The organism is Enterobacter sp. WPR_3_1, assembly GCF_003635055.1.
Classification (GTDB): Bacteria; Pseudomonadota; Gammaproteobacteria; order Enterobacterales; family Enterobacteriaceae; genus Enterobacter; species Enterobacter ludwigii.
Genome location: NZ_RBXU01000001.1, coordinates 64,042 through 89,118, shown reverse-complemented (window position 1 = coordinate 89,118; position 25,077 = coordinate 64,042). Strand labels below are relative to the sequence as shown.

The window sequence follows — 25,077 nt, the reverse complement described above, 5'->3', positions numbered from 1 at the left end:
TACCCCTCAGTAACAGGACTTATAACAGGGCCATATTTTATGCTCCTTTTTACCGCCTTTTGACCGACATTTCGCCGCCCCTGAAGGGCGTTTCAGCAGCTATACTTTTCGGGTCTTTTCACCTGTGTTTGATGCAGGCCAGGGCAATGGCATAAAAACCATCACAATTTTTATTTGCAGGCGCTACAATCGACCGCAGTCACAATTCTCAAATCAGAAGAGTATTGCTAATGAAAAACATCAACCCAACGCAGACCGCTGCCTGGCAGGCACTACAGAAACATTATGATGAAATGAAAGACGTCACCATCGCGGACCTGTTCGCGAAAGATGCCGATCGTTTCAATAAGTTCTCCGCAACCTTCGATGACCTGATGCTGGTGGATTTCTCCAAAAACCGCATTACCGAAGAAACGCTGGCGAAGCTGCAGGATCTGGCGAAAGAGACTGAGCTGGCCGACGCCATCAAATCCATGTTCTCCGGTGAGAAGATCAACCGCACCGAAGACCGTGCCGTGCTGCACGTGGCGCTGCGTAACCGTAGCAATACTCCGATTATCGTTGACGGCAAAGATGTGATGCCGGAAGTGAACGCGGTGCTGGAAAAGATGAAAGCTTTCTCTGAAGCGATCATCTCCGGAAGCTGGAAAGGCTACACCGGCAAACCGATTACGGATGTCGTTAACATCGGTATCGGCGGGTCTGACCTCGGCCCATTCATGGTCACCGAAGCGCTGCGCCCATACAAAAACCACCTCAACATGCACTTTGTTTCTAACGTCGATGGTACCCACATCGCCGAGGTGCTGAAGAACGTGAATCCGGAAACGACCCTGTTCCTGGTCGCGTCTAAAACCTTCACCACTCAGGAAACCATGACCAACGCCCACAGCGCGCGCGACTGGTTCCTGAAAACCGCAGGCGACAACAAGCACGTGGCGAAACACTTCGCCGCGCTGTCGACCAACGGGAAAGCCGTTAGCGAGTTCGGTATCGACACCGCGAACATGTTCGAGTTCTGGGACTGGGTGGGGGGGCGTTACTCTCTGTGGTCCGCTATCGGCCTGTCGATCATCCTCTCCGTCGGCTTCGACAACTTCGTTGAGCTGCTCTCCGGCGCGCATGCGATGGATAAACACTTCTCCACCACCGCACCTGAGAAAAATCTGCCTGTGCTGCTGGCGCTGATTGGTATCTGGTACAACAACTTCTTCGGGGCTGAAACCGAAGCGATTCTGCCATACGACCAGTACATGCACCGTTTTGCGGCCTACTTCCAGCAGGGCAACATGGAATCCAACGGTAAATACGTTGACCGTAACGGTAACGCCGTGGATTACCAGACTGGCCCAATCATCTGGGGCGAGCCAGGCACTAACGGCCAGCATGCGTTCTATCAGCTGATCCACCAGGGCACCAAAATGGTTCCGTGCGATTTCATCGCCCCGGCCATTACCCATAACCCGCTGTCAGACCACCATCCGAAGCTGCTGTCTAACTTCTTCGCACAGACTGAAGCGCTGGCGTTCGGTAAGTCTCGTGACGTGGTTGAGCAGGAATACCGCGACCAGGGTAAAGATCCGGCCACGCTGGACCACGTTGTGCCGTTCAAAGTGTTCGAAGGCAACCGTCCAACCAACTCCATCCTGCTGCGCGAAATTACGCCGTTCAGCCTGGGTGCGCTGATTGCCCTGTACGAGCATAAGATCTTCACTCAGGGCGCTATCCTGAACATCTTCACCTTTGACCAGTGGGGCGTTGAGCTGGGTAAACAGCTGGCAAACCGTATCCTGCCTGAACTGGGTGACGATAACGCGATTAACAGCCACGACAGCTCCACAAATGGTCTGATCAACCGTTATAAAGCATGGCGCGCGTAATTAAAGTGTCATGAAAAAGTGCCGGCGAAATGCCGGCATTTTTTTATCGGATAATTCCTGATGTCTGTTATTAAACTCAAATTCCGGCAGTGAGTTTAATCTGAAAATAGCCGTTAACCTGTTAATTGCTGCGGTTTATTTTAGGAAAATACGGATAATTACCGTCACGGGATCTAATTCTATTTCATTGATTTATATAAGTTATATTATTATCTAATCGTCCTTTTGTTTCCATTTTATCCAATTGTCCGAAAACCCTTCTTCTATTTACCCCTACGGCAAACCCTCACCTTTAGTTGTGTATACTCGAATCCGCCTGAAATTCTTTTTGGGCAAATCTCCATTCATTAAATGAAGGGAAATTCTTATGAAGAAAGTACTGTATGGCATTTTCGCCATATCTGCGCTTGCGGCGACATCTGTTAATGCGGCTCCGGTTCAGGTCGGAGAAGCGGCAGGTTCGGCTGCGACGTCTGCGTCTGCGGGGATTTCTACCGCGTCCAGCGCCAGCACCGTAAGTTCAGCCGTGGGTGTCGCCCTGGCGGCAACCGGTGGCGGTGATGGCTCCAATACCGGAACCACGACCACCACGACCACCAGCACCCAGTAATAACGGGTGTTTTAATCATAACCACACTTCGGTGTGGTTATTCTGGCTTTTCAGTAGCCTTCGGGACCTGTAGACCGGGTAAGCGCAGCATCACCCGGCAATAATGCGGAGAAGAGTCGTGAAGCGACCTGGGATCATCCTGATTTGTCTGCTTTTGCAGGCATGCTCGGCCACCACCAAAGGGCTGGGCCATTCACTGTGGGAAAGCATGTTCGGTACGCCGGGCGTGCATCTGACCGATGACGAACTTCAGAACATGCCCTATGCCAGTCAGTACATGCAGCTCAACGATGGCCCACAGCTGTTTGTGGTGCTCGCTTTCGATGAAAACGGGCAGCAGAAATGGGTGACGCAGGATCAGGCCACCATCGTAACGCAGCATAGCCGTATCGTGAAAACCCTGCTCGGGGGAGACAACCTGCTTGAAGTCAACAATCTCGCCGCCGATCCGCTGAACAAGCCGAACCAGATAACCGACGGGGCAAGCTGGACCCGCACGATGGGCTGGACCGAACACAAGCAGGTTCGCTATGCCACCGCCCGCTCCACCTTCCGCTGGGATGGCACGGACAGCGTCAACGTGGGCAGCGACGAAACCCGGGTTCGCGTGCTGGATGAAGAGGTCACTACCGATCAGGCAACCTGGCATAACCGCTTCTGGGTGGACGATGACGGCCAGATACGCCAGTCGTTACAGTATCTTGGTGCCGGATTCTTCCCGGTCAAAACCACGCTGATCAAGGCCGCGGAATCATGAAAACACTTATTCGCGTTGCGCTGATCGCAAGCTTTGCTACGCCGCTCGCATGGTCTGCCGGGACGGTGAAAGTCTATACGCAGGACAATACGAAGCCTAAAACATTGACCAACGCCGGACACTTAATCGATCTCGTCGGCCAGCCAAGGCTGGCGAACAGCTGGTGGCCGGGTGCGGTCATCAGTGAACGACAGGCGACGGTGGTGGCGGAGCAACAACATAACGCGCTGCTCGCCAGGCTAACAGGGCTGGCGGAGCAGGAAGAGGGTGACGACGCGGCGGCCATTAACAGCCTTCGCCAGCAGCTTAAGGCGCTGAAGGTCACCGGACGGTTGCCGGTCAATCTCGATCCGGACCACGTTCGCGTCGCGGAAACGGCTAACCCGTCACTGGAAGGCGAGTACACGCTCTGGCTACCTGTTCAGCCTTCTACCATTACCGTGTTCGGGCTTGTCAGCAGTCCGGGTGACAAGCCGTTTATGCCGGGTCGCGATGTGGCGAGCTATCTCGATGAACAACATCTGTTGAGCGGTGCTGATAAGAGCTACGCATGGGTGGTGTACCCGGACGGCCAAACGCAAAAAGCACCGGTAGCCTACTGGAATAAACGCCATATCGAACCGATGCCAGGCAGCGTCATTTTTGTCGGTTTTGCCGACCATTTCTGGACGAAGGCATATGACGGACTGAACGCCGATATCCTTCACTCCCTGAAACAGCGGATACCGGAATAATGAAAAGAACCTATCTCTATAGCATGCTGGCGTTGTGCGTGAGTGCCGCCTGCCATGCAGAAACGTATCCGGCACCCATTGGCCCGTCTCAGTCAGACTTCGGCGGCGTCGGTTTACTGCAAACGCCTACCGCGCGCATGGCGCGGGAAGGGGAAATCAGCCTCAACTACCGTGATAACGATCAGTACCGCTACTACTCCGCCGCTGTACAGCTGTTTCCGTGGCTCGAAACCACACTACGCTACACTGACGTGCGCACCAAACGGTACAGCAGCGTCGAGTCCTTCTCCGGCGATCAGACCTACAAAGATAAAGCGTTCGACGTGAAGCTGCGTCTGTGGGAAGAGAGTTACTGGATGCCGCAGGTCTCTGTTGGCGCGCGGGATATCGGCGGTACCGGTCTGTTTGATGCGGAATACGTGGTGGCCAGCAAAGCCTGGGGACCGTTTGATTTCTCACTCGGTCTCGGTTGGGGGTATCTGGGCACCAGCGGCAACGTGAAAAACCCGTTCTGCTCCTACAGCGACAAATATTGCTATCGCGATAACAGCTATCAGAAAGCGGGCTCCATCAACGGCGACCAGATGTTCCACGGCCCGGCCTCGCTGTTTGGTGGCGTAGAGTACCAGACGCCCTGGCAGCCGCTGCGCCTGAAGCTGGAATACGAAGGGAATGACTATTCACAGGATTTCGCCGGCAAGATTGAGCAGAAGAGCAAATTTAACGTCGGTGCCATTTACCGTGTGGCTGACTGGGCTGACGTTAACCTCAGCTATGAGCGTGGCAATACCGTGATGTTTGGCGTGACGCTGCGTACCAACTTTAACGATATGCGGCCACACTACAACGACAACGCGCGCCCTGCCTACCAGCCGGAGCCGCAGGATGCCATTCTGCAGCACTCCGTCGTGGCGAACCAGCTGACCCTGCTGAAATACAACGCCGGTCTGGCGGATCCGAAGATTCAGGTGAAAGGCGATACGCTGTACGTGACCGGCGAGCAGGTGAAATACCGCGACTCGCGGGAAGGGATCGAACGCGCCAACCGGATCATCATGAACGATCTGCCGGACGGGATCAGCACGATCCGCGTGACCGAAAACCGTCTGAACATGCCGCAGGTCACGACGGAAACGGATGTCGCCAGCCTTAAGCGCCATCTGGAAGGCGAACCGCTTGGGCATGAAACCGAGCTGGTGCAAAAACGCGTTGAGCCAGTGGTGCCAGACACCACCGAGCAGGGCTGGTATATCGATAAGTCGCGCTTTGATTTCCATATCGATCCGGTACTGAACCAGTCTGTTGGTGGGCCAGAAAACTTCTATATGTATCAGCTGGGCGTCATGGCGACGGCGGATCTGTGGGTCACCGACCACCTGCTGACCACCGGCAGCCTGTTCGGTAACCTTGCCAACAACTACGACAAGTTCAACTATACCAACCCGCCGAACGACTCGAAGCTGCCGCGCGTGCGTACTCGCGTACGTGAATATGTGCAGAACGACGCTTACGTAAACAACCTGCAGGCCAACTACTTCCAGTACTTTGGTAACGGTTTCTACGGCCAGGTTTACGGCGGTTATCTGGAAACGATGTTTGGCGGCGCGGGGGCTGAAGTGCTCTACCGTCCGGTAGACAGCAACTGGGCGTTTGGTCTTGATGCCAACTACGTGAAACAGCGTGACTGGCGCAGCGCGCAGGACATGATGAAGTTCACAGACTACAGCGTTAAAACCGGCCACCTGACGGCCTACTGGACGCCGTCGTTTGCCCCGGACGTACTGGTGAAAGCCAGCGTTGGCCAGTATCTGGCGGGGGATAAAGGCGGCACGCTGGATATCTCTAAACACTTCGACAGCGGTGTGGTGGTCGGTGGCTATGCCACGATCACTAACGTCTCGCCGGACGAGTACGGGGAAGGGGACTTCACCAAAGGCGTGTACGTTTCCATTCCGCTGGATCTGTTCTCGTCAGGCCCAACCCGCAGCCGTGCGGCAATTGGCTGGACGCCACTGACGCGTGACGGTGGTCAGCAGCTGGGACGTAAATTCCAGCTGTACGACATGACCAGCGATAAGAACATTAACTTCAGGTGATGCGTGAGTGCCCGGTAGCGTTACGCCTGCCGGGCACATTACAAACGCCGCAACAGCCTCGCCGGGTTGCCGGCGTAAACCCCTTTCTCGGTGATGGACTTTGTCACCACGCTTCCCGCCCCAATCACCGTCCCATCGCAAATTGAGACAGCCAGAATGGTTGCCCCGCTGCCGATTGAAACGTCGTTGCCCACGCGAATGTGTCCCCAGCTGCGCCGGTCGGCATTGGGTTTACCGTCGCGGAACATATCGTTGGCGAACATCACCCCATGGCCAATGAAACAGCGCTCGCCGATGGTGACGTACTCGCAGATGAAGGTATGGGACTGAATTTTGCTGTCAGCACCGATGTGCGAGTTAGCCTGGATTTCAACAAACGGGCCGATAAAGACGTTATCGCCCAGCGAACATTCATAAAGATTCGCGGGTTCGTAAATGACGACGTTTTCGCCGCAGACAACATGACGAATAGCCGTCTGGCGTTGCTCTGGCATACATCTCCTTAGACTGGCATCGACATAATATGGAGGGTGCTGGTTTGCGCCGCAGTGACGAAGAGGGTGTCTTTGACATGTTTCAGCCCCTGCGCTTCGTAAAACCGGCGTGCGCGAGGGTTCTTTTCGAGGACTTCCAGCCACAGCAGATTTTCCGAACAGGCTTTTGCCTGGCGAATCACTTCCGCAAGGAGTTGTTCGCCGTAGCGGTGTCCCGTGGCATCCGGCAATAAATAGAGTTTATGCAGGAGCGTACCCGACAGCCCCTCGGGCTCGATGGTCTGCTGGGTTGAGAATTTTGCGAATCCGACTGGCATTTGTGCGCTGGCAATGAGCCAGTAAGTGCCCGGCTGCATCAGGCTGTCTGCTATCGCCTGCGGCGCGTATTCCTGCTTAAGAAAGGCGGCAAGCTCTGTCTGGCTTTCCCATAGATGCCCAAAGTGATGCCGGTAGCTGGCATACCCCATTTCACTCAGCTGTTTTGCATCATCCAGGGTGGCGCGTTGAATGGTTAATTTCATCATCCCTTCGTCGAAATAAGCGTGTCACAATGCAACATGCCACAGCGCTGAACATAATATAAACAAAAAATATAGATCACCGTCACATTTTTGCGTTATACAGGAACCTCGCCCTGGAGAATGAGGTGCTCTATGACATCCCTGACTCGCCCGCGCGTTGAGTTTATCTCAACAATCCTCCAGACCGTGCTGAACCTCGGTCTGCTGAGCCTTGGCCTGATACTGGTCGTCTTTTTGGGAAAAGAGACGGTGCATCTGGCGGATGTGCTGTTCGCCCCTGAACAAACCAGCAAATATGAGCTGGTGGAAGGCCTGGTGGTCTACTTTCTCTACTTTGAGTTTATCGCGCTGATTGTGAAGTATTTCCAGTCGGGCTTTCACTTCCCGCTACGCTATTTTGTTTACATCGGGATCACCGCGATTGTGCGGCTGATCATCGTGGATCATACCTCCCCGCTCGACGTACTGATCTATTCGGCGGCGATCCTGCTGCTGGTGATCACGCTCTGGCTGTGCAATTCGAAACGGCTGAAACGGGAATAAAAAAATGGCGGCCCGGAGGCCGCCTAACAACAGTCACAAGTTGGGTCAATACAATACGTCTAAAGTTGAGGGTTGCAGTGGCATAACAAATGAAACTTAACCTTTCACACCGCCCGCCGTCAGGCCATTCACCAGCCAGCGCTGCGCCAGCAGGAACACGACGGTGATAGGGATGGCGGAGAGTACAGCCGCCGCAGCAAAGTCGCCCCACAAATAGTTCTGCGGATTGAGGTATTGCTGCATACCGACGGCCAGCGTATAGCTGTTTACATCACGCAGTAACAGGGAAGCGACCGGCACTTCGGTGATGGCTGCGATAAACGACAGGATAAAGACCACCGCCAGGATCGGCACCGACAGCGGCAGAAGCACCAGACGGAATGCCTGCCACGGGGTCGCGCCATCCAGCGCCGCCGCTTCTTCCAGCGAGCCGTCGATGGTTTCGAAATACCCTTTGATGGTCCACACATGCAGCGCGATACCGCCAAGATAGGCGAAGATGACGCCACCGTGGGTGTTCAGGCCGATAAACGGCACGTACTGGCCCAGTCGGTCAAACAAGGCATACAACGCCACCAGTGACAGTACTGCCGGGAACATCTGGAAAATCAGCATCCCTTTCAGCAGCGTGGCCTTACCCGGGAAACGCATACGGGCAAAGGCGTAAGCACAGGTCGTGGAGAGTGCGACAATACCAATCGCGGTAATCCCGGCAATTTTCACCGAGTTCCACAGCCATAACAGCACCGGGAACGGCGGTGGCGTGACGCGGCCATCCGCGTGTTCAACGCTGAAGCCCAGCGCTAACTTCCAGTGCTCCCAGGAGATTTCATCCGGGATCAGGCTCCCGGTCGCGAAGTTACCGGCACGCAGGGAGATGGCGATGACCATCAGCAGCGGGAACATGATTGCCGCGATAAAAAGCAGCAGCCCTAAATGCGTCGCGAAGAGGCGCAGTTTCTGAGATTTGGGTTGGACCATAGACATATTCAGTGCCCTCCTTAGTCGAATTTCATGCGTGTTGCTTTCAGGTTCACAATCGCCAGAGCGCCAACCAGCAGGAAGATCAGGGTGGCAATCGCTGCCGCCAGACCGAAGTCCTGACCGCCGCCGCCTTCGAAGGCGATACGGTAGGTGTAGCTGACGAGCAGGTCGGTATAGCCTGCCGGCGTGGTGGTGCCAAGACGGTCAGGCCCACCGTTGGTCAACAGCTGAATCAGCACGAAGTTGTTAAAGTTGAAGGCAAAGCTGGCAATCATCAGCGGCGTCAGCGGCTTAATGAGCAGCGGCAGCGTAATCTTAAAGAAATTCTGGAACGGACCCGCGCCATCCATTGCCGAGGCTTCGTACAAATCGTCCGGAATCGCCTTCAGCAGGCCCATGCACAGGATCATCATGTACGGATAACCGAGCCAGGTGTTCACGATGATAATCATCGAGCGGGCGGTGATGGGGTCGCTGAACCAGGCCGGTTTGATGCCGAACAGCGCGCTCAGCATCATGTTGATTTCACCGAAGCTCTGGTTAAACAGCCCTTTGAAAATCAGAATCGAGATAAACGACGGGACGGCATACGGCAGAATAAGCAGCACGCGGTAAATGGCTTTCCCTTTCAGAGATTCCCACTGCACCAGACACGCCAGCACCATGCCCACGGCAACGGTCAGGATCACCGTCAGTATGGAGAACACCACGGTCCAGACAAAGATGGCGAAGAACGGTTTCTGGATCCCTTCATCGGTGAAGACGCGGGTGAAGTTGTCCCAGCCTATCGTCACGGTGTAGCCCGGGCTGAGCTTGTCATCACCCCATTTGCCATCAGCCGTAATGGACTGGTAGAAACCAATGTCGTTGTTTGGACGGTACTTCACGCCGCTCTGGTTGTTGGTCAGCGTGCCGTCGTCCGCCAGCGTATAGAGCGGTTGTGTCCCGGAGAACTGGCGCAGTGAACTCATGGTCACTTTGCTTTCGTCCGGCAGTTGGGCGGTAAGCTGCGTCAGTGCCTGACGGTTCTGCGTAATGATGCGCAGGTTAGCGCGTTCGCCTTCCGGCAGGGCCGCAGCCTCTTTTAAGGCCAGCTTCTGCTCGCCGCCAAATTTGAAAGCGTCGGAGACATAATGTTTGCCGGTTTCTTCGTCAGTGAGTGCTAACTTCCACTCGCTGCCCGCAGGATACAGGCCGAAGTTAAAGGTTTTGCCCGCCTGATAAGAGCGGTCCATCAGCACCTGTTGGGCGCGTTCCTGCGCAAGCTGGTTGGTGCTGCTGTAGTTGGTGAACGCGATAGCAATGGTACAAATCAGCGGGAACAGGACAAACAGACCCATCCCGGCCACACCCGGGTAAACATATCGCCAGGCATAGGCTTTACGGTTGGCGAAAATATACAGGCCAGCAGAGCTTAAAATCAGCGTCATGATGGCGAACAGATATTCCCCTTGTACGTACATTAAAACAACAAGGTAACCCACCAGCAGACACAGCAGACCCATTACAGACCACTTCAGGGCAGAGCTTTGCCACCAGTGTTTCTTTTTAATGACATCCATGGGGTTCTTCCTCTACAACACATTTTGTTCTCCCTCTCTCCGCAGGGGAGAGAGGGGATAAAAGCCTTACTTCGTGATACGGCCCTGAGCATCTTTCAGCGCAGCATCAACCGTCTGACGACCGCTTGCTGCGTTGATGACGGCGGTACGGGTGGCGTACCAGAACGCTGCCATTTGTGGGATGTTCGGCATGATTTCGCCTTTCTGGGCGTTATCCATGGTTGCCGCGATACGTGGGTCTTTCGCCAGCTGATCCTGGAAGGATTTCAGCGCAACCGCGCCCAGCGGTTTGTCCTTGTTCACTTCATCCAGACCCTGATCGGTCAGCAGGTAGTTTTCCAGGAACTCTTTCGCCAGCTCTTTGTTCGGGCTGGCAGCGTTAATACCTGCGCTCAGCACGCCAACAAACGGTTTAGACGGCTTGCCTTTAAAGGTTGGCAGCAGGGTTACGCCGTAGTTGATTTTGCTCTTGTCGATGTTGGTCCAGGCCCACGGACCGTTGATGGTCATCGCGGTTTCGCCTTTGTTGAACGCCGCTTCTGCGATGGAGTAGTCGGTATCCGCGTTCATGTGTTTGTTCTTGATGAGGTCAACCAGGAAGGTCAGGCCTGCTTTCGCGCCAGCGTTGTCCACGCCCACGTCTTTCACGTCATATTTGCCGTTTTCAAATTTGAACGCGTAACCGCCGTCGGCAGCAATCAGCGGCCAGGTGAAGTACGGTTCCTGCAGGTTGAACATCAGCGCGCTCTTACCTTTCGCCTTCAGCTCTTTATCCAGTTTCGGGATCTCTTCCCAGGTTTTCGGTGGGTTGGGTACCAGGTCTTTGTTGTAAATCAGAGACAGCGCTTCTACCGCGATTGGGTAAGCGATGATCTTGCCGTTATAGCGAACGGCATCCCAGGTGAACGGGTACAGTTTGTCCTGGAAAGCTTTGTCTGGCGTCACTTCAGCCAGCAGACCCGACTGCGCGTAGCCACCGAAACGGTCATGTGCCCAGAAGATGATGTCCGGACCGTCACCCGTTGCAGCAACCTGCGGGAATTTCTCTTCCAGTTTGTCCGGGTGTTCAATGGTAACTTTGATACCGGTGTCTTTCTCGAATTTCTTGCCCACTTCGGCCAGGCCGTTATAGCCTTTATCGCCGTTAATCCAGATAACCAGCTTACCTTCTTCAATTTTGGCGAGAGCCGGTGCGGAAATCATCATTGCTGCAAGGGCGGACAATGCGAAAACGCGTGCGCCAGTCTTGATCTTCATATCTGCCATCCTTTTTTGGTGATGTGCTCGTGGATACACTGAGGTGGTTCAACGTGACTCAGTCTCCTTATTTGACATCCTCTTTCCATCCTCCCAACCCCTACGCCCCACCCCCCGTTTGTGTGATCTCCGTTACATAAATTTAAGTTATGAGTGCTGGCGCACATAAAAACACAGTGAATTTTGCAGGTGGCTTCACGAATTTCGCCTCAGCCCTCCAGCAGCGGTCGCAGAGCCTGCTCTCTCATCCTCCCGCCTCCTCCCCCATAAAAAAGCCGGGGGGTGGAGGATTCACGAAAGTAATGGATACCCCATAGTGAACTTATCTTGAATGTTTCTGTCGGTGACAGGTTGTAACGAAGGGAGAAGGGCATGGCGAGCGTACAGCTGCGTAATGTAACGAAAGCCTGGGGTGACGTTGTGGTGTCGAAAGACATCAATCTGGACATCCACGAAGGTGAATTCGTGGTATTTGTCGGCCCATCTGGCTGCGGTAAATCAACTCTGCTGCGTATGATTGCCGGTCTTGAAACCATCACCAGCGGCGATTTGCTGATTGGTGATACCCGAATGAATGACATTCCGCCTGCCGAACGTGGCGTCGGCATGGTTTTCCAGTCTTATGCACTCTATCCCCACCTTTCCGTAGCCGAGAACATGTCCTTCGGTCTGAAGCTGGCGGGCGCGAAAAAAGAGGTGATTAACCAGCGCGTCACGCAGGTGGCGGAAGTGTTACAGCTGGCACACCTGCTTGAGCGTAAACCAAAAGCCCTTTCTGGTGGTCAGCGTCAGCGTGTGGCAATTGGCCGTACGCTGGTCGCCGAACCGCGTGTGTTCCTGCTCGATGAACCGCTTTCTAACCTGGATGCCGCCCTGCGCGTCCAGATGCGTATCGAAATCTCCCGTCTGCACAAACGTCTTGGCCGCACGATGATTTACGTCACCCACGATCAGGTCGAAGCGATGACGCTGGCCGACAAAATTGTGGTGCTGGACGCCGGTCGCGTGGCGCAGGTGGGTAAACCGCTGGAGCTTTATCACTACCCGGCAGACCGCTTTGTTGCGGGCTTTATTGGCTCGCCAAAGATGAACTTCCTGCCCGTCAAAGTGACCGCGACAGCCATTGAACAGGTACAGGTGGAGCTGCCAAACCGTCAGCAAGTGTGGCTGCCGGTCGACAGCGCCAACGTACAGGTGGGGGCCAATATGTCCCTCGGTATTCGTCCTGAGCATTTACTGCCGAGCCACATCGCCGATGTGACGCTGGAAGGTGACGTTCAGGTCGTCGAACAACTTGGTCACGAAACACAGATTCATATCCAGATCCCCGCCATCCGTCAGAACCTGGTCTACCGCCAGAATGACGTGGTGTTGGTAGAAGAGGGTGCCACATTCGCTATCGGTTTGCCGCCAGAGCGTTGCCATCTGTTCCGTGAGGATGGCACCGCATGTCGTCGGTTGCACAAAGAGCCAGGCGTTTAAGCATTCCAATTACAAAGAAAAGCAATGATCTCAGGAGATAGAATGATGATTACTCTGCGCAAACTTCCTCTGGCAATCGCCGTGACGGCAGGCATTTTGTCTGCACACGCGGGTGCCGTGGACTTTAAAGGTTATGCTCGTTCTGGCATTGGCTGGACCGGGAGTGGCGGTGAACAACAATGTTTCCAGGCAACCGGTGCACAAAGTAAATACCGTCTCGGTAACGAATGTGAAACCTACGCCGAACTGAAACTGGGTCAGGAAGTGTGGAAAGAGGGCGATAAGAGCTTCTATTTCGACACTAACGTTGCGTATTCCGTTTCTCAGCAGAATGACTGGGAATCCACCAGCCCGGCCTTCCGTGAAGCAAACGTGCAGGGTAAAAACCTGATTGAATGGCTGCCAGGCTCCACCATCTGGGCCGGTAAGCGTTTCTATCAGCGTCATGACGTCCACATGATCGACTTCTACTACTGGGATATCTCTGGTCCTGGTGCGGGTATCGAAAACATCGATCTGGGCTTCGGTAAACTGTCTCTGGCCGCGACCCGTTCTTCTGAGTCCGGCGGTTCTGCAACCTTCGCCGATCGTGATGCAAACGGCGACCGTATTTATGACAACGTAGTACCAAACGATGTCTTCGACGTCCGTCTGGCCGGCCTGGAAACCAACCCGGGTGGTACACTGGAACTGGGTGTTGACTATGGTCACACCAACATTCCTGACGATTACTATCTGCAGCCTGGCGCCTCTAAAGATGGCTGGCTGTTCACCGCTGAACACACCCAGAGCATGTTGAAAGGCTTCAACAAGTTCGTGCTGCAGTACGGTACGGACTCCATGACCTCTAACGGCAAAGGTATTCCGCAGGGCGGTAGCATTGATAACGACGGTTCCATGTGGCGTGTGCTGGACCACGGTGCAATCACCCTGGCAGACCGTTGGGACCTGATGTACGTCGGTATGTACCAGAATATCGATCGTGACAACAACAATGGTACAGAGTGGTGGACTGTCGGCGTGCGTCCAATGTTCAAATGGACGCCAATCATGAGCACCCTGCTTGAAGTGGGCTACGACAACGTTAAGTCTCAGAAAACTGACGAGAAAAACAGCCAATACAAAATCACCCTGGCACAGCAATGGCAGGCAGGCGACAGCATCTGGTCTCGCCCGGCTATCCGTGTCTTCGCAACCTACGCGAAGTGGGATGAGAAATGGGGCTATGCGAACAACGACTCAGGCGCAGGTTACACCTCTGGCGTAGCGTATAGCGACACTTCCGCGAAAACCTTCAGCCGTGGCGACTCCGACGAGTGGACCTTCGGTGCCCAGATGGAAATCTGGTGGTAATTCGGTAGACCTGACGTAATGACCTAAAAAGAGGGGCGCAAGCCCCTCTATCCTTAGGGTGCTGCGCGCTATTGCCTGGCCACCGCAGTGCTCACGCTATCAGAGGTAATAACAATGAAAATGAAGAAAAGTCTCGTCGCGCTGTGCCTCTCTGCGGGGCTGCTGGCCTGTGTTCCGGCGATCACCTTCGCAGATGTCAATTTCGTGCCACAAAATACCAGCGCTGCGCCTGCCATCCCGGCGGCGGCGCTCCAGCAACTGACCTGGACGCCGGTTGACCAATCCAAAACCCAGTCAACCCAACTTTCTGCGGCAGGCCAACAGCTTAACGTGCCGGGAATTGCCGGTCCGGTTGCCGCTTTCAGCGTCCCGGCCAATATTGGTGAGCTGACCCTGACGCTGACCAGCGAAGTAAGCAAGCAGACCAGCGTATTTGCGCCTAACGTCCTGATTCTGGATCAAAACCTGACGCCATCTGCCTTCTTCCCGAGTGACTATTTTAGCTACCAGGAACCTGGTGTCATGAGTGCTGACCGCCTCGAAGGCAAAATGCGCCTGACGCCTGCTCTGGGACAGCAGAAGATTTATGTCCTGGTCTTCACCACGGACAAAGATTTGCAGCAGACCACTAAGCTCACCGACCCGGCAAAAGCCTATGCCAAAGGAACCGGTAACTCTGTTCCGGATATCCCGGATCCGTTAGCGCGTCATGTCACCGACGGGTTGCTGAAGCTGAAAGTCTCAACAAACAGTGCTTCCAGCGTACTGGTTGGCCCTCTGTTTGGTTCATCCGGTACAGGCCCGGTCACGGTGGGGAACACTGCTGCGCCTGTGTATGCCGCACCCGTTGCTACGGCGGCGGCTCCGGCTGCAACCGCAGCCCCAGCTCCGGCGAAGAAAGCCGAGCCGGTACTGAACGACACCGAAGAATACTTCAATAACGCCATTAAGCAGGCGGTGAAGCGCGGCGATGTCGACAAAGCGCTGAAACTGCTTGATGAAGCCGAACGTTTAGGTTCAACCACTGCCCGTTCCACCTTTATCAGCAGTGTAAAAGGCAAGGGGTAACCGTTTCCCCACAGTGCTGATTTGTTAGTAGTTTAGTGCGCCTGAGTGGGCGCACTTTTTTTGGTGTCACACGGGCTGTTGCGCTCTTGTTGCGATCGTGATCGTTAAATAACGTTTGGCCCCCCTCAATCCGCTTTTCTGCGATACAATGCCATTACGTTATGTATCGGAGAGTCTGGCATGTCACACCCCGCGCTAACGCAACTGCGTGCGCTGCGCTATTTCGACCAAATACCTGCGCTTGACCCGGAGCAACTGGACTGGCTGCTGCTGGAAGATTCCATGACTAAACGTTTCGAGCAGCAGGGCAAAACCGTTACGGTGACCCTGGTTCAGGAAGGGTTTGTCTCTTGCGCTGAGATCGCCTCTGAGCTGCCCCTGTTGCCGCAGGAAGAACGCTACTGGCTGCGCGAAATTTTACTCTGTGCAGACGGTGAGCCATGGCTTGCCGGACGAACGGTCGTTCCCGAGTCCACCCTTTCCGGGCCAGAGCTGGCGCTACAACGGCTGGGGAATACGCCGCTGGGGCGTTATCTTTTCACGTCGTCCGAGCTTACCCGGGATTTTATTGAGATTGGTCGCGATGCCGAACTGTGGGGGCGTCGTTCCCGCCTTCGCCTGAGCGGTAAGCCGTTAATACTGACGGAGCTTTTTTTACCGGCATCGCCGTTGTACTAAGAGGAAGAAAAAATGGAGTGGAGCCTGACGCAGAATAAGCTGTTGGCTTATCACCGCTTGATGCGTACAGATAAACCCATCGGCGCGCTGCTGTTGCTGTGGCCGACCCTTTGGGCGCTATGGGTAGCAACACCAGGGGTACCGCCGCTGTGGATCCTGGGGGTGTTCATTGCAGGCGTCTGGCTGATGCGTGCGGCGGGCTGCGTGGTCAATGACTATGCGGATCGTAAATTCGACGGGCACGTAAAACGTACGGCCCATCGTCCGTTGCCCAGCGGGCAAGTGACCGAGAAAGAGGCCCGTACGCTGTTTATCGTACTGGTGCTGCTCTCTTTCCTGCTGGTGTTGACCCTGAACACCATGACCATTCTGCTTTCAGTTGCGGCCCTGGCTCTGGCCTGGGTTTATCCGTTCATGAAGCGCTACACCCACCTGCCTCAGGTGGTGCTGGGCGCGGCGTTTGGCTGGTCGATCCCGATGGCGTTTGCGGCGGTGAGTGAGTCCGTCCCGTTAAGCTGCTGGCTGATGTTCCTGGCGAACATTCTCTGGGCCGTGGCATACGACACGCAATACGCGATGGTAGACCGCGACGATGACCTGAAGATTGGCATTAAATCGACGGCGATCCTCTTCGGACGTCATGACAAGCTGATCATCGGTATCCTGCAGGTTGCGGTGCTGGCGTTAATGGTGACGATGGGTTACCTGAACGGGCTCCACTGGGCGTTTTACTGGGCCGTGCTGGTGGCGGGAATGCTGTTTGTCTACCAGCAGAAGCTGATTGCGAAACGGGAGCGTGAAGCCTGCTTCAAGGCATTTATGAATAACAACTATGTCGGTCTGGTGCTGTTTTTAGGTCTGGCGATGAGCTACTTTTCGTAAAAAAACGGCAGCCAGAAGGCTGCCGTTTTTGTTTTCATCGCAGGTCATCAGACCGCTGCACGCTTCATTCGCCTTGCGTCGCACTTTCAATCGTTAAACGCACATCAGACGTGATCAGTTCGGCCAGCATCTGGTACACCTTCAGCGTCTCTTCCGGCTCGGCATCGCCCGTATCACTGATAAACCCTTCATCACGCAGCGTCAGCACCAGAGAGCTGAAGACCGCTTTGTCGAAGAATTCCGGGGCGTTAATCCCGTGCAGAACAGACAGGCGCTGTGCCAGCGTCCGGCTCTCTTTCTCGAGCGTACCGCGGTTAATGGACGGATTCGCGCTCAGCAACCAGAAGGTAATGGCGTAGCGCTGCAGCGTTTCACGCGCGCCCGCCGCCAGCAGTTGCAGGGTACGGGACCGTGACGGATTGATATGCAGTTCGTCATTCGTGACGGTAATCAGCCCCTGACGACGCAGCTCTTCGGTCAGTTTATCCAGCTCAGTTGCCAGTTCGTCCTTGTCCCAGCGCAGGAACAGCTCCGCTTTCAGCATTGGATAGAGCGTTTCAACATGACGCAACAGCTCCTGACGCGAGATGCGACGATGCTGAGTGATGATGGCCGCCATGAGCGAGGGCAGCATCAGCATATGCGCGATGTTGTTGCGATAGTAAGTCATCAGCACCGCCTGCTCGCGCGGGAGAATGATGATGTCGCCGATGGTGTCCTTTTCGACTTCAAACTTGTTCATCTGCAGGGCATGCTCGATAAGCTCGCTTGCCGTGCTTACCGGTACGGTCGAATCTACCGAGTACGGCACGTTGCGCATCATGTCGAGATAGCAATCCAACTGCTCCGTAAGCTGTTCACGGGTCAGTGAACGCTGACGAGAGGCCAGAAGCGCCGTACAGCACAGGTTCATGGCGTTTGCCGCACCGGCGTTGTTAATACGCACCATCAGTTCAGAGGCGATGCTGTTGACCGTAGGCGTCAGCCAGGCCGGGCGAATCGCTTCGATAGGATCGATAGACTCGCGCCACTCCGGAACATGGTTGTTCAGGTAGGTCATCAGCGGCATCGGCTCGCCAAAGTTGACGTAGCCCTGGCCAAGGTTGCGTAACTTGCTCAGGCCGCGCAGCATCTGCGGCAGGCTCTCTTTCTCTTTGGTCGCACCGCGCAGCTCTTTGGCGTAAGTGCCCACTTCCATCACGTGTTCGTAGCCAATGTAGATGGGTACCAGGGTGATCGGGCGGGTTCCCCCGCGCAGCATCGCCTGAATGGTCATCGACAGCGTGCCGGTTTTAGGATCGAGCAGACGACCGGTACGGGAGCGACCACCTTCCACGAAGTATTCAACGGAATAACCGCGGCTGAACAGCTCGCCAAGATATTCACGGAATACGGTGGAGTAGAGCTTGTTGCCCTTAAAGGTACGACGGATAAAGAACGCCCCCAGGCGGCGGAAAATCGGGCCGGCTGGCCAGAAGTTCAGGTTAATGCCGGCAGCGATGTGCGGCGGTACCAGACCCTGGTGATAGAGCACATAGGAGAGGAGCAGATAGTCCATGTGGCTGCGGTGGCAGGGGACATAGACAATCTCATGGCCATCATGGGCCAGCTGGCGTACGCGCTCGGCGTTATGAACGTTGATGCCCTGATAGAGGCGGTTCCACGTAAAGCCCAGAATACGATCGGAAAGACGAATCATCTCGTAAGAGAAGTTCGCGGCAATCTCTTCCATCAGTGCAATAGCGTTCTGCTGTGCTTTCTCATGGGAAATCTTTTTGCTGCGCGCTTCGTCTTCAACGGCCCTGGCAATCGCTTTGGAGGCCAGCAGCTTGTTGAACAGGTCCTGACGTGCAGGAAGACGCGGACCGACGGCAGCCAGACGCTGACGGGCGAAGTGCATACGCGCCACGCGCGCCAGTTTCTGCGCGATAATCTTGTCGGTGCCGTGTTCGTCCGCCATACGGCGCAGCGAAACGGACGGGGAGAAACGCACGAAGCTGTCACGTCCCAGCCAGGAGACCGCGAAGAATTTCTGAATGCCGTTAAGCATACGCAGCGGTGGGTTCTCTTCACCTTTCTCTCTGCCCGGGCGGCGACCAAACATCACCGATACCGGCACCATCTGCACATCCAGACCCGGATTGCTGCGGTGCAGGTCGAGATAGTCGTGGAAAAGCTTGATGGACTCTTCCTTTGGCGTGTAATAGGTAAACACGCGCGGCCCGCCGTGAATGAACACATAGCGCGGCAGCAGAGTGCCGTCGACTTCGAGGGGTTCAAGCGGGTCAGGTAAATCATGCGCCAGACACTGGGCGCGAAGCGTCAGTAGGTCTGCCTTCGAGTTATAAGGCAAAACGTACATAATTGGGCGTGACGTATCGAGCCCCAATTCCAGCGCGGGTTCCGCTGGGATAGACTTGCTTTTTACCAGGACGCTTAATGGTAAATTAAGTAATTTGTAGTAAATTCGTGGCCAGCCGGACATAAACGATGTAAAGCCTCTGGTTAATAATGCAATTGCGGCGCAAGGATAACAGAAAGCGCGCAAAATTTCTGTTGTTACCCGTCATACTTCAGGCAGCAGCGAAACACGCTGCGCCTACTGTTACTGACGCTATTTTAATTAAAAGGTTCTTTTAATGGCCAATAATACCACTGGGTTAACCCGAATCATCAAAGCCGCCGGCTATTCATGGAAAGGTTTCCGTGCCGCGTGGGTCAATGAAGCCGCGTTTCGCCAGGAGGGCGTCGCCGCTATCATCGCGGTGATTATCGCCTGTTTCCTTGATGTTGATGCGATTACCCGCGTTTTGTTGATCGGCTCCGTGCTGTTGGTGATGATAGTGGAAATTCTCAATAGCGCTATTGAGGCCGTGGTGGACCGTATCGGTTCTGATTTCCATGAGCTCTCCGGCCGGGCGAAAGACATGGGGTCTGCTGCCGTATTGCTGGCGATTATCACTGCGGTCATCACCTGGGTCACGCTGCTTTGGTCACATTTCCGATAAGCCTCGAGAAATAATTAAGTCCCTGGTTTTTTGTGCAGTTTTTGGTTCCAAAATCGCCTTTGACTGTATATACTCACAGCATAACTGTATATACACCCAGGGGGCGGAATGAAAGCGTTAACGACCAGGCAGCAAGAGGTGTTTGATCTCATCCGGGATCATATCGGCCAGACGGGTATGCCACCCACGCGTGCGGAGATCGCTCAGCGTCTGGGTTTCCGTTCTCCGAATGCTGCCGAAGAACACCTGAAAGCGCTGGCGCGTAAAGGCGTCATTGAGATTGTATCGGGCGCTTCACGTGGCATCCGTCTGCTGGTGGAAGAAGAGACAGGCATTCCGCTGGTGGGCCGTGTCGCGGCAGGTGAACCTTTGCTGGCACAACAGCATATTGAAGGTCACTACCAGGTTGACCCGGGCATGTTTAAACCGAGCGCAGATTTCCTGCTGCGCGTCAGCGGCATGTCGATGAAAGATATCGGTATTCTGGACGGCGATCTGCTCGCAGTTCATAAAACCCAGGACGTGCGCAACGGGCAAGTTGTGGTCGCGCGTATTGACGATGAAGTTACCGTTAAGCGTCTGAAAAAGCAGGGTAACACCGTCCAGTTACTGCCTGAAAACAACGAGTTCTCCCCGATTGTGGTGGATCTCCGCGAACATAACTTCTCTATTGAAGGGCTGGCTGTTGGGGTTATCCGCAACGGTGAATGGCTGTAATCATGTCATAACAGGCTACGGACCTGCCGTAGCCTGATTCAATCTCCACTGCCGGTATTTTTCATGTCACTGCTGACGACATCAGATAAGGCATTGTGGCGTCTTGCACTGCCAATGATTTTTTCCAATATCACCGTCCCTCTGCTGGGACTGGTAGACACGGCTGTTATTGGTCATCTGGATTCCCCCGTTTATCTGGGCGGCGTCGCGATCGGCGCGACGGCAACCAGCTTCCTTTTTATGCTGCTGCTCTTTTTGCGCATGAGTACCACCGGGCTTACGGCTCAGGCGTATGGCGCAAAAGATCCGTTGCGTCTGGCGCGTGCGCTGGTACAACCCTTGATCCTTGCCCTGGGCGCGGGTGCGCTGATCGTGGTGTTGCGCACGCCACTGATTGATCTGGCGCTGCATGTCGTTGGCGGGAGCGAGGCGGTACTTGAGCAGGCGCGACGCTTCCTTGAAATTCGCTGGCTCAGCGCACCCGCATCACTGGCGAACCTGGTCCTGCTTGGCTGGTTACTCGGCGTGCAGTATGCCCGTGCGCCAGTCATTCTGCTGGTGGCAGGCAATCTTCTCAACATCGTGCTTGATGTCTGGCTGGTGATGGGTCTGCATATGAACGTGCAGGGCGCCGCGCTGGCGACGGCAATTGCAGAATACGGTACCTTTTTCATCGGCCTGTGGATGGTCTGGCGCGTGCTGGCCCTGCGCGGTATCTCGCTTGCGATGCTCAAAACCGCGTGGCGCGGTAATATCCGCACGCTGCTGGCGCTTAACCGCGACATTATGCTGCGCTCGTTACTGCTTCAGCTCTGCTTTGGCGCGCTGACGGTCTTCGGGGCGCGACTTGGGCCGGAGATCGTCGCGGTTAATGCGGTCCTGATGACGCTGCTGACCTTTACCGCGTATGCGCTGGATGGCTTTGCCTATGCCGTTGAAGCCCATTCCGGGCAAGCGTATGGCGCACGCGAAAGCGGTCAGCTCCGCGAGGTGTGGCGTGCCGCCTGTCGTCAGTCAGGCCTGGTGGCGCTGGCGTTTGCACTCATTTACGCCTGTCTGGGTGAACAGATCGTTGCTTTACTCACCTCCCTCCCATCGCTGCGCGAACTGGCGAGTCACTATCTCTTCTGGCAGGCAATCTTACCGGTGGTGGGCGTGTGGTGTTATCTGCTGGACGGCATGTTTATTGGCGCGACGCGAGGTGCGGAGATGCGCAATAGCATGGCGGTCGCTGCGGCGGGATTTGGTCTGACGTTGCTGACGCTGCCGTATCTGGGCAACCACGGTTTGTGGCTGGCTCTGGCGGTTTTCCTCGCGTTACGTGGTCTGTCGCTGGCCTTTATCTGGCATCGTCACTGGCGAAATAACACCTGGCTGCCTTCCCGCCACGATATATCGTGACGGTTAAAGATTCCGAATATAAAAACAACTGCCGGATCCTTAACTACAATAATAATCACGTCCAGCAGAAAAGAACGAAGCGGACGAAACTTACAGACGCTTAACACGAGGACACGATTATGAATAAAGACGAAATCGGCGGCAACTGGAAGCAGTTCAAAGGTAAAGCGAAAGAACAGTGGGGTAAGCTGACGGATGATGATATGACCATCATCGAAGGTAAACGCGATCAGCTGGTGGGTAAAATTCAGGAACGTTACGGCTACGAGAAAGATCGTGCTGAAAACGAAGTGAAAGACTGGGAAACCCGTAACGATTATCGCTGGTAATCCTTTACTCCCCCTGAGGGCGGCTTCGGGCCGCCTTTTCTTTTGCCGTTAACGCGGCTTTTTCTTCACCAGTACCGAATGGTCGTGCTGGCACTCATCCTGGTGACGACAGGCTTCTACCTCTACGCAGGCTGAGCACAGGCCGTGCGCTTCAATCACGTTATGACGCAACGCAAAGCCCATTTTGGCTGCCAGCGTATGCATAATATCTTCAACACCTTCCGCACCTTCTTCCTTCACGCTGCCGCAGCGATCGCAGATAAACATGGCCGACGTATGGGTTGGCTGATCGAACAGATGGCACAGCACATAGCTATTTGTCGATTCAACCTTATGCACAAAGCCCTGTTCCAGCAGGAAATCCAGCGCACGGTACACCGTTGGCGGTTTAGCCTGTGGCTCGCTTTCGCGCAGCAGATCAAGCAGATCGTACGCGCTGATCGCGCCCTGCTGCAGGCTCATCAAACGTAATACTTCAAGGCGCTGCGGAGTCAGGCGCACATTGCGTTGCACGCACAGCTTTTCTGCCTGCGCTAACAGCTCTTTTGTGGACTTATCCATTTAGCACCCCGGATGTTATAGGCTGGAAAACCCCCACTTTATCATGTTCTGCTAAAAACACCGAGATCCGCCAGGCTGTGCTATACCTGACGCAACGCAATCCGGGGAATAAACGATGAAAAGACCTGACTGTATTCGACACTGGCGCGACGTAGAAGGCGCAGATGACTCAACCTATCCCGACAGTAGTGAACGTTTTTCCATTGGCGCACCGCTGGCGCGTAAGCTCGGCCTTGGACGCATTGGTATACACCATGAGCGCTTACCGCCAGGCCGACGGACCTCTTATCCTCATGCTGAAAGCGACGAAGAAGAGTTTATCTACGTGCTTGAAGGCTACCCTGAAGCCTGGATTAACGGATATTTATGGAAACTTGAACCTGGCGACAGCGTGGGCTTTCCCGCCGGAACCGGGGTCTGTCATACCTTCATCAACAACACCGACGAGGAGGTACGGCTCCTGGTGGTGGGTGAGGCCAACAAGAAGCATAACCGTATCTATTACCCGCTTAATCCGGAGTACGCCGCCACGCGCGACGATCGCTGGGTAGACCACCCTCCTCAGTTTTTTGGACCGCACGATGGAAAACCTGGGAAAAAATAATTTCCTCTTCTATAAATATTGAGGGCCGTCACAAATAACTACAGGCCTGGCGGGAATTTAACTTAAGGAAATAGCGGGTCTTTTTGCACTTATTCACAGCAATAGTTCGTTCCTGTTTGGGAGATAACAGACAGGGGTTATTTAATAACAGACTATAAGACGAGCATACTGTGAAAAAACATTTTAAATTTTCGGTGGTTAGCATCGCTGTCTCCTTGTTTATGGCAAATCAGGCGGGAGCAGCCAATACCTGGACAGAATCACGTAGCGACGCCATGGGGGGCACGGGTGTCGCGGCCGGAAACTATGGCAGCGGGGCGTTAATCAACCCTGCGCTACTGGCGAAGGCGAAACCGGACGACGATGTGACGGTCATTTTACCGTCTGCTGGCGTGCAGGTGACTGATGAAGACAATCTTCAGGATGAGATTGATACCATCAATGATAAAATCAACCATTACAAAGACGTGGTTGATAACCTTACACCGATTGAGATCATTACCAACCCGTTAGGTTCCATCAACCAGTTCCAGGGCGCGGCGAAAGATCTCGCCGATGAGCTGGATTATCTTAAGGGCAAAACGGCACGCGCCACGGCGGGTGCGGGGATAGCCGTCAGTATTCCTAACGATGTCCTTTCCGTGGCCTTTATGGCTAAAGGCTATGCCCACGGACGCGTCAGTTCTTCTATTGATCAGCAAGATATTGATTACCTGCGCGGTATTCAACGCAGTGATGCGGTGGCTGCCGGCGTTGCACTGGACGCTGCGCTGAACGGCACCGATCAAATCACGAAAAACCTCAACTCAACGGCGTCTGGCCGGGCGGCAATTGTCTCCGACTATGGTATCGCGGTGGCGCGTCAGTTCGAGCTTGGCGGTGTTCCGGTGTCTGTTGGCGTGACTCCAAAACTGCAAAAGACCTGGGTCTATAACTACACCACCTCCATTTACGATTATGACAGCAACAAGTGGAACGACAGCCGCTACCGTACTGACGACACCGGTTTTAACGTTGATGCCGGTATCGCGGCCGATTTTGGTGAGCACTGGACGGTCGGCGTGAGCGGGCAAAACCTGATGTCACGCGATATCGACACCAAAGACATTCGTATCCGCAACGGGCGCACGGGTGAGGTGGTGAGCTATAAAGACACCTACCAGATCCGCCCTCTGGTTACCGCGGGTGCCGCCTGGCATAACGATCTGGTGACGTTAACCGCCGATGGCGATCTGACGGAAACCAAAGGCTTCAAAAGCGAAGACACTTCTCAGTATGTTGGCGTAGGCGCCGAAGTGACGCCGCTGAACTGGCTGGCGGTGCGTGCGGGTTTCCGTGCTGACATGAAAGGTAACGACAGCAATGTCTTTACTGGCGGTGTCGGTTTTGCACCGTTTAACACGGTCCATGTCGACCTGATGGGCCTGTACGGTGAAGACGAGACCTGGGGCGCAGGCGCCCAGCTGAGCATGACCTTCTAAAGTGCACCGGAGGCGCTGCGCCTCCGGCTTTTCTTTGTGCTATAGTAGCGCCCCCTTTTCACCAGATGCTTAAAA

24 protein-coding genes are annotated in these 25,077 nt (G+C 54.8%); 17 read left to right on the top strand and 7 right to left on the bottom strand.

Going from position 1 to position 25,077, the window contains the following annotated elements:
* Positions 1-230: 230 nt before the first annotated feature.
* The 5 genes from pgi (at position 231) to BJ887_RS00410 (ending at position 6,077) form a co-directional block, all read left to right on the top strand.
* Positions 231-1,880 (top strand): glucose-6-phosphate isomerase, encoded by a 1,650-nt coding sequence (gene pgi / locus BJ887_RS00430; RefSeq protein WP_020882856.1) that lies wholly within the window; start codon positions 231-233, stop codon positions 1,878-1,880.
* Positions 1,881-2,247: 367 nt separating this feature from the next.
* The gene (gene yjbE, locus BJ887_RS00425; RefSeq protein WP_014168186.1) at positions 2,248-2,490 is read left to right on the top strand and encodes an exopolysaccharide production protein YjbE; all 243 of its coding nucleotides are present in this window, start codon (positions 2,248-2,250) and stop codon (positions 2,488-2,490) included.
* Positions 2,491-2,608: 118 nt separating this feature from the next.
* Positions 2,609-3,247, top strand: coding sequence for a YjbF family lipoprotein (locus tag BJ887_RS00420; protein ID WP_121339028.1), 639 nt, complete (start codon positions 2,609-2,611; stop codon positions 3,245-3,247).
* A complete protein-coding gene (locus tag BJ887_RS00415; RefSeq protein ID WP_047954910.1) occupies positions 3,244-3,981 on the top strand; it encodes a capsule biosynthesis GfcC D2 domain-containing protein in 738 nt (245 codons plus the stop codon). Before BJ887_RS00420 ends, BJ887_RS00415 begins: the two co-directional genes overlap by 4 nt.
* Positions 3,981-6,077 (top strand): YjbH domain-containing protein, encoded by a 2,097-nt coding sequence (locus BJ887_RS00410; protein WP_014168189.1) that lies wholly within the window; start codon positions 3,981-3,983, stop codon positions 6,075-6,077. Before BJ887_RS00415 ends, BJ887_RS00410 begins: the two co-directional genes overlap by 1 nt.
* Before the next feature lie 38 nt (positions 6,078-6,115).
* Here the strand turns inward: BJ887_RS00410 and BJ887_RS00405 are convergent, their stop codons facing one another.
* Together BJ887_RS00405 and BJ887_RS00400 are read right to left on the bottom strand one after the other, a co-directional pair.
* Positions 6,116-6,571, bottom strand: a complete 456-nt coding sequence (locus BJ887_RS00405) for an acyltransferase (protein WP_121339026.1) — start codon at positions 6,569-6,571, stop codon at positions 6,116-6,118.
* A gap of 8 nt (positions 6,572-6,579) precedes the next feature.
* On the bottom strand, positions 6,580-7,095 hold the full coding sequence (locus BJ887_RS00400; protein WP_049022161.1) for a GNAT family N-acetyltransferase: 516 nt from the start codon (positions 7,093-7,095) through the stop codon (positions 6,580-6,582).
* A gap of 129 nt (positions 7,096-7,224) precedes the next feature.
* Here BJ887_RS00400 and psiE point away from each other — a divergent pair, with 129 nt between their 5' ends.
* On the top strand, positions 7,225-7,635 hold the full coding sequence (gene psiE, locus BJ887_RS00395) for a phosphate-starvation-inducible protein PsiE (RefSeq protein WP_020882851.1): 411 nt from the start codon (positions 7,225-7,227) through the stop codon (positions 7,633-7,635).
* A 96-nt stretch (positions 7,636-7,731) separates the two neighbouring features.
* On the opposite strand, the gene malG is transcribed toward psiE, so the two are convergent.
* The 3 genes from malG to malE all read right to left on the bottom strand — a co-directional run bounded on the left by malG (position 7,732) and on the right by malE (position 11,438).
* On the bottom strand, positions 7,732-8,622 hold the full coding sequence (gene malG, locus BJ887_RS00390) for a maltose ABC transporter permease MalG (protein ID WP_047355915.1): 891 nt from the start codon (positions 8,620-8,622) through the stop codon (positions 7,732-7,734).
* A gap of 14 nt (positions 8,623-8,636) precedes the next feature.
* Complete coding sequence (malF, locus tag BJ887_RS00385; protein WP_047954914.1) at positions 8,637-10,181, bottom strand: maltose ABC transporter permease MalF; 1,545 nt, start codon at positions 10,179-10,181, stop codon at positions 8,637-8,639.
* Between the two features lie 66 nt (positions 10,182-10,247).
* Positions 10,248-11,438 carry a maltose/maltodextrin ABC transporter substrate-binding protein MalE gene (gene malE / locus BJ887_RS00380; protein ID WP_020882849.1) on the bottom strand — a complete coding sequence of 397 codons (1,191 nt, stop codon included), beginning with the start codon at positions 11,436-11,438 and terminating at the stop codon, positions 10,248-10,250.
* Between the two features lie 372 nt (positions 11,439-11,810).
* Between malE and malK the strand changes: the two genes are divergently transcribed.
* The 5 genes from malK (at position 11,811) to ubiA (ending at position 16,901) form a co-directional block, all read left to right on the top strand.
* On the top strand, positions 11,811-12,920 hold the full coding sequence (malK, locus tag BJ887_RS00375) for a maltose/maltodextrin ABC transporter ATP-binding protein MalK (protein ID WP_014168196.1): 1,110 nt from the start codon (positions 11,811-11,813) through the stop codon (positions 12,918-12,920).
* Positions 12,921-12,962: 42 nt separating this feature from the next.
* On the top strand, positions 12,963-14,273 hold the full coding sequence (locus tag BJ887_RS00370) for a maltoporin (RefSeq protein ID WP_020882848.1): 1,311 nt from the start codon (positions 12,963-12,965) through the stop codon (positions 14,271-14,273).
* Between the two features lie 114 nt (positions 14,274-14,387).
* Entirely contained in the window at positions 14,388-15,341 is a 954-nt protein-coding gene (malM, locus tag BJ887_RS00365; RefSeq protein ID WP_086462944.1) for a maltose operon protein MalM, read from the top strand.
* Positions 15,342-15,521: 180 nt separating this feature from the next.
* Positions 15,522-16,019, top strand: coding sequence for a chorismate lyase (gene ubiC, locus BJ887_RS00360; RefSeq protein WP_014168199.1), 498 nt, complete (start codon positions 15,522-15,524; stop codon positions 16,017-16,019).
* Between the two features lie 12 nt (positions 16,020-16,031).
* Positions 16,032-16,901 (top strand): 4-hydroxybenzoate octaprenyltransferase, encoded by an 870-nt coding sequence (ubiA, locus tag BJ887_RS00355; protein WP_121339024.1) that lies wholly within the window; start codon positions 16,032-16,034, stop codon positions 16,899-16,901.
* A gap of 64 nt (positions 16,902-16,965) precedes the next feature.
* Here the strand turns inward: ubiA and plsB are convergent, their stop codons facing one another.
* Complete coding sequence (plsB, locus tag BJ887_RS00350; protein WP_020882845.1) at positions 16,966-19,386, bottom strand: glycerol-3-phosphate 1-O-acyltransferase PlsB; 2,421 nt, start codon at positions 19,384-19,386, stop codon at positions 16,966-16,968.
* 154 nt (positions 19,387-19,540) lie between these two features.
* Between plsB and BJ887_RS00345 the strand changes: the two genes are divergently transcribed.
* From BJ887_RS00345 to BJ887_RS00330, 4 genes are all read left to right on the top strand, one after another.
* On the top strand, positions 19,541-19,909 hold the full coding sequence (locus BJ887_RS00345) for a diacylglycerol kinase (protein ID WP_014168202.1): 369 nt from the start codon (positions 19,541-19,543) through the stop codon (positions 19,907-19,909).
* Positions 19,910-20,017: 108 nt separating this feature from the next.
* On the top strand, positions 20,018-20,626 hold the full coding sequence (gene lexA / locus BJ887_RS00340) for a transcriptional repressor LexA (protein WP_014168203.1): 609 nt from the start codon (positions 20,018-20,020) through the stop codon (positions 20,624-20,626).
* A gap of 63 nt (positions 20,627-20,689) precedes the next feature.
* On the top strand, positions 20,690-22,027 hold the full coding sequence (dinF, locus tag BJ887_RS00335) for an MATE family efflux transporter DinF (RefSeq protein WP_014168204.1): 1,338 nt from the start codon (positions 20,690-20,692) through the stop codon (positions 22,025-22,027).
* A 119-nt stretch (positions 22,028-22,146) separates the two neighbouring features.
* Positions 22,147-22,356 (top strand): CsbD family protein, encoded by a 210-nt coding sequence (locus tag BJ887_RS00330; RefSeq protein ID WP_014168205.1) that lies wholly within the window; start codon positions 22,147-22,149, stop codon positions 22,354-22,356.
* Between the two features lie 48 nt (positions 22,357-22,404).
* On the opposite strand, the gene zur is transcribed toward BJ887_RS00330, so the two are convergent.
* Positions 22,405-22,917 (bottom strand): zinc uptake transcriptional repressor Zur, encoded by a 513-nt coding sequence (zur, locus tag BJ887_RS00325; protein WP_014168206.1) that lies wholly within the window; start codon positions 22,915-22,917, stop codon positions 22,405-22,407.
* A 115-nt stretch (positions 22,918-23,032) separates the two neighbouring features.
* Between zur and BJ887_RS00320 the strand changes: the two genes are divergently transcribed.
* Both BJ887_RS00320 and traF read left to right on the top strand, forming a co-directional pair.
* Positions 23,033-23,521: a cupin domain-containing protein gene (locus tag BJ887_RS00320; protein ID WP_032679386.1), complete on the top strand. Its 489-nt coding sequence runs from the start codon at positions 23,033-23,035 to the stop codon at positions 23,519-23,521.
* A 221-nt stretch (positions 23,522-23,742) separates the two neighbouring features.
* Positions 23,743-25,002 carry a conjugal transfer protein TraF gene (gene traF / locus BJ887_RS00315; protein WP_153853120.1) on the top strand — a complete coding sequence of 420 codons (1,260 nt, stop codon included), beginning with the start codon at positions 23,743-23,745 and terminating at the stop codon, positions 25,000-25,002.
* Positions 25,003-25,077: the final 75 nt, after the last annotated feature.

Excerpts from the sequence above, each read along its gene's own strand:
- pgi (WP_020882856.1), top strand. The coding sequence starts at position 231 with ATGAAAAACATCAACCCAACGCAGACCGCTGCCTGGCAGGCACTACAG.
- yjbE (WP_014168186.1), top strand. The coding sequence starts at position 2,248 with ATGAAGAAAGTACTGTATGGCATTTTCGCCATATCTGCGCTTGCGGCG.
- BJ887_RS00415 (WP_047954910.1), top strand. The coding sequence starts at position 3,244 with ATGAAAACACTTATTCGCGTTGCGCTGATCGCAAGCTTTGCTACGCCG.
- BJ887_RS00410 (WP_014168189.1), top strand. The coding sequence starts at position 3,981 with ATGAAAAGAACCTATCTCTATAGCATGCTGGCGTTGTGCGTGAGTGCC.
- BJ887_RS00405 (WP_121339026.1), bottom strand. The coding sequence starts at position 6,571 with ATGCCAGAGCAACGCCAGACGGCTATTCGTCATGTTGTCTGCGGCGAA.
- BJ887_RS00400 (WP_049022161.1), bottom strand. The coding sequence starts at position 7,095 with ATGATGAAATTAACCATTCAACGCGCCACCCTGGATGATGCAAAACAG.
- psiE (WP_020882851.1), top strand. The coding sequence starts at position 7,225 with ATGACATCCCTGACTCGCCCGCGCGTTGAGTTTATCTCAACAATCCTC.
- malG (WP_047355915.1), bottom strand. The coding sequence starts at position 8,622 with ATGTCTATGGTCCAACCCAAATCTCAGAAACTGCGCCTCTTCGCGACG.
- malF (WP_047954914.1), bottom strand. The coding sequence starts at position 10,181 with ATGGATGTCATTAAAAAGAAACACTGGTGGCAAAGCTCTGCCCTGAAG.
- malE (WP_020882849.1), bottom strand. The coding sequence starts at position 11,438 with ATGAAGATCAAGACTGGCGCACGCGTTTTCGCATTGTCCGCCCTTGCA.
- malK (WP_014168196.1), top strand. The coding sequence starts at position 11,811 with ATGGCGAGCGTACAGCTGCGTAATGTAACGAAAGCCTGGGGTGACGTT.
- BJ887_RS00370 (WP_020882848.1), top strand. The coding sequence starts at position 12,963 with ATGATGATTACTCTGCGCAAACTTCCTCTGGCAATCGCCGTGACGGCA.
- malM (WP_086462944.1), top strand. The coding sequence starts at position 14,388 with ATGAAAATGAAGAAAAGTCTCGTCGCGCTGTGCCTCTCTGCGGGGCTG.
- ubiC (WP_014168199.1), top strand. The coding sequence starts at position 15,522 with ATGTCACACCCCGCGCTAACGCAACTGCGTGCGCTGCGCTATTTCGAC.
- ubiA (WP_121339024.1), top strand. The coding sequence starts at position 16,032 with ATGGAGTGGAGCCTGACGCAGAATAAGCTGTTGGCTTATCACCGCTTG.
- plsB (WP_020882845.1), bottom strand. The coding sequence starts at position 19,386 with ATGTCCGGCTGGCCACGAATTTACTACAAATTACTTAATTTACCATTA.
- BJ887_RS00345 (WP_014168202.1), top strand. The coding sequence starts at position 19,541 with ATGGCCAATAATACCACTGGGTTAACCCGAATCATCAAAGCCGCCGGC.
- lexA (WP_014168203.1), top strand. The coding sequence starts at position 20,018 with ATGAAAGCGTTAACGACCAGGCAGCAAGAGGTGTTTGATCTCATCCGG.
- dinF (WP_014168204.1), top strand. The coding sequence starts at position 20,690 with ATGTCACTGCTGACGACATCAGATAAGGCATTGTGGCGTCTTGCACTG.
- BJ887_RS00330 (WP_014168205.1), top strand. The coding sequence starts at position 22,147 with ATGAATAAAGACGAAATCGGCGGCAACTGGAAGCAGTTCAAAGGTAAA.
- zur (WP_014168206.1), bottom strand. The coding sequence starts at position 22,917 with ATGGATAAGTCCACAAAAGAGCTGTTAGCGCAGGCAGAAAAGCTGTGC.
- BJ887_RS00320 (WP_032679386.1), top strand. The coding sequence starts at position 23,033 with ATGAAAAGACCTGACTGTATTCGACACTGGCGCGACGTAGAAGGCGCA.
- traF (WP_153853120.1), top strand. The coding sequence starts at position 23,743 with ATGGCAAATCAGGCGGGAGCAGCCAATACCTGGACAGAATCACGTAGC.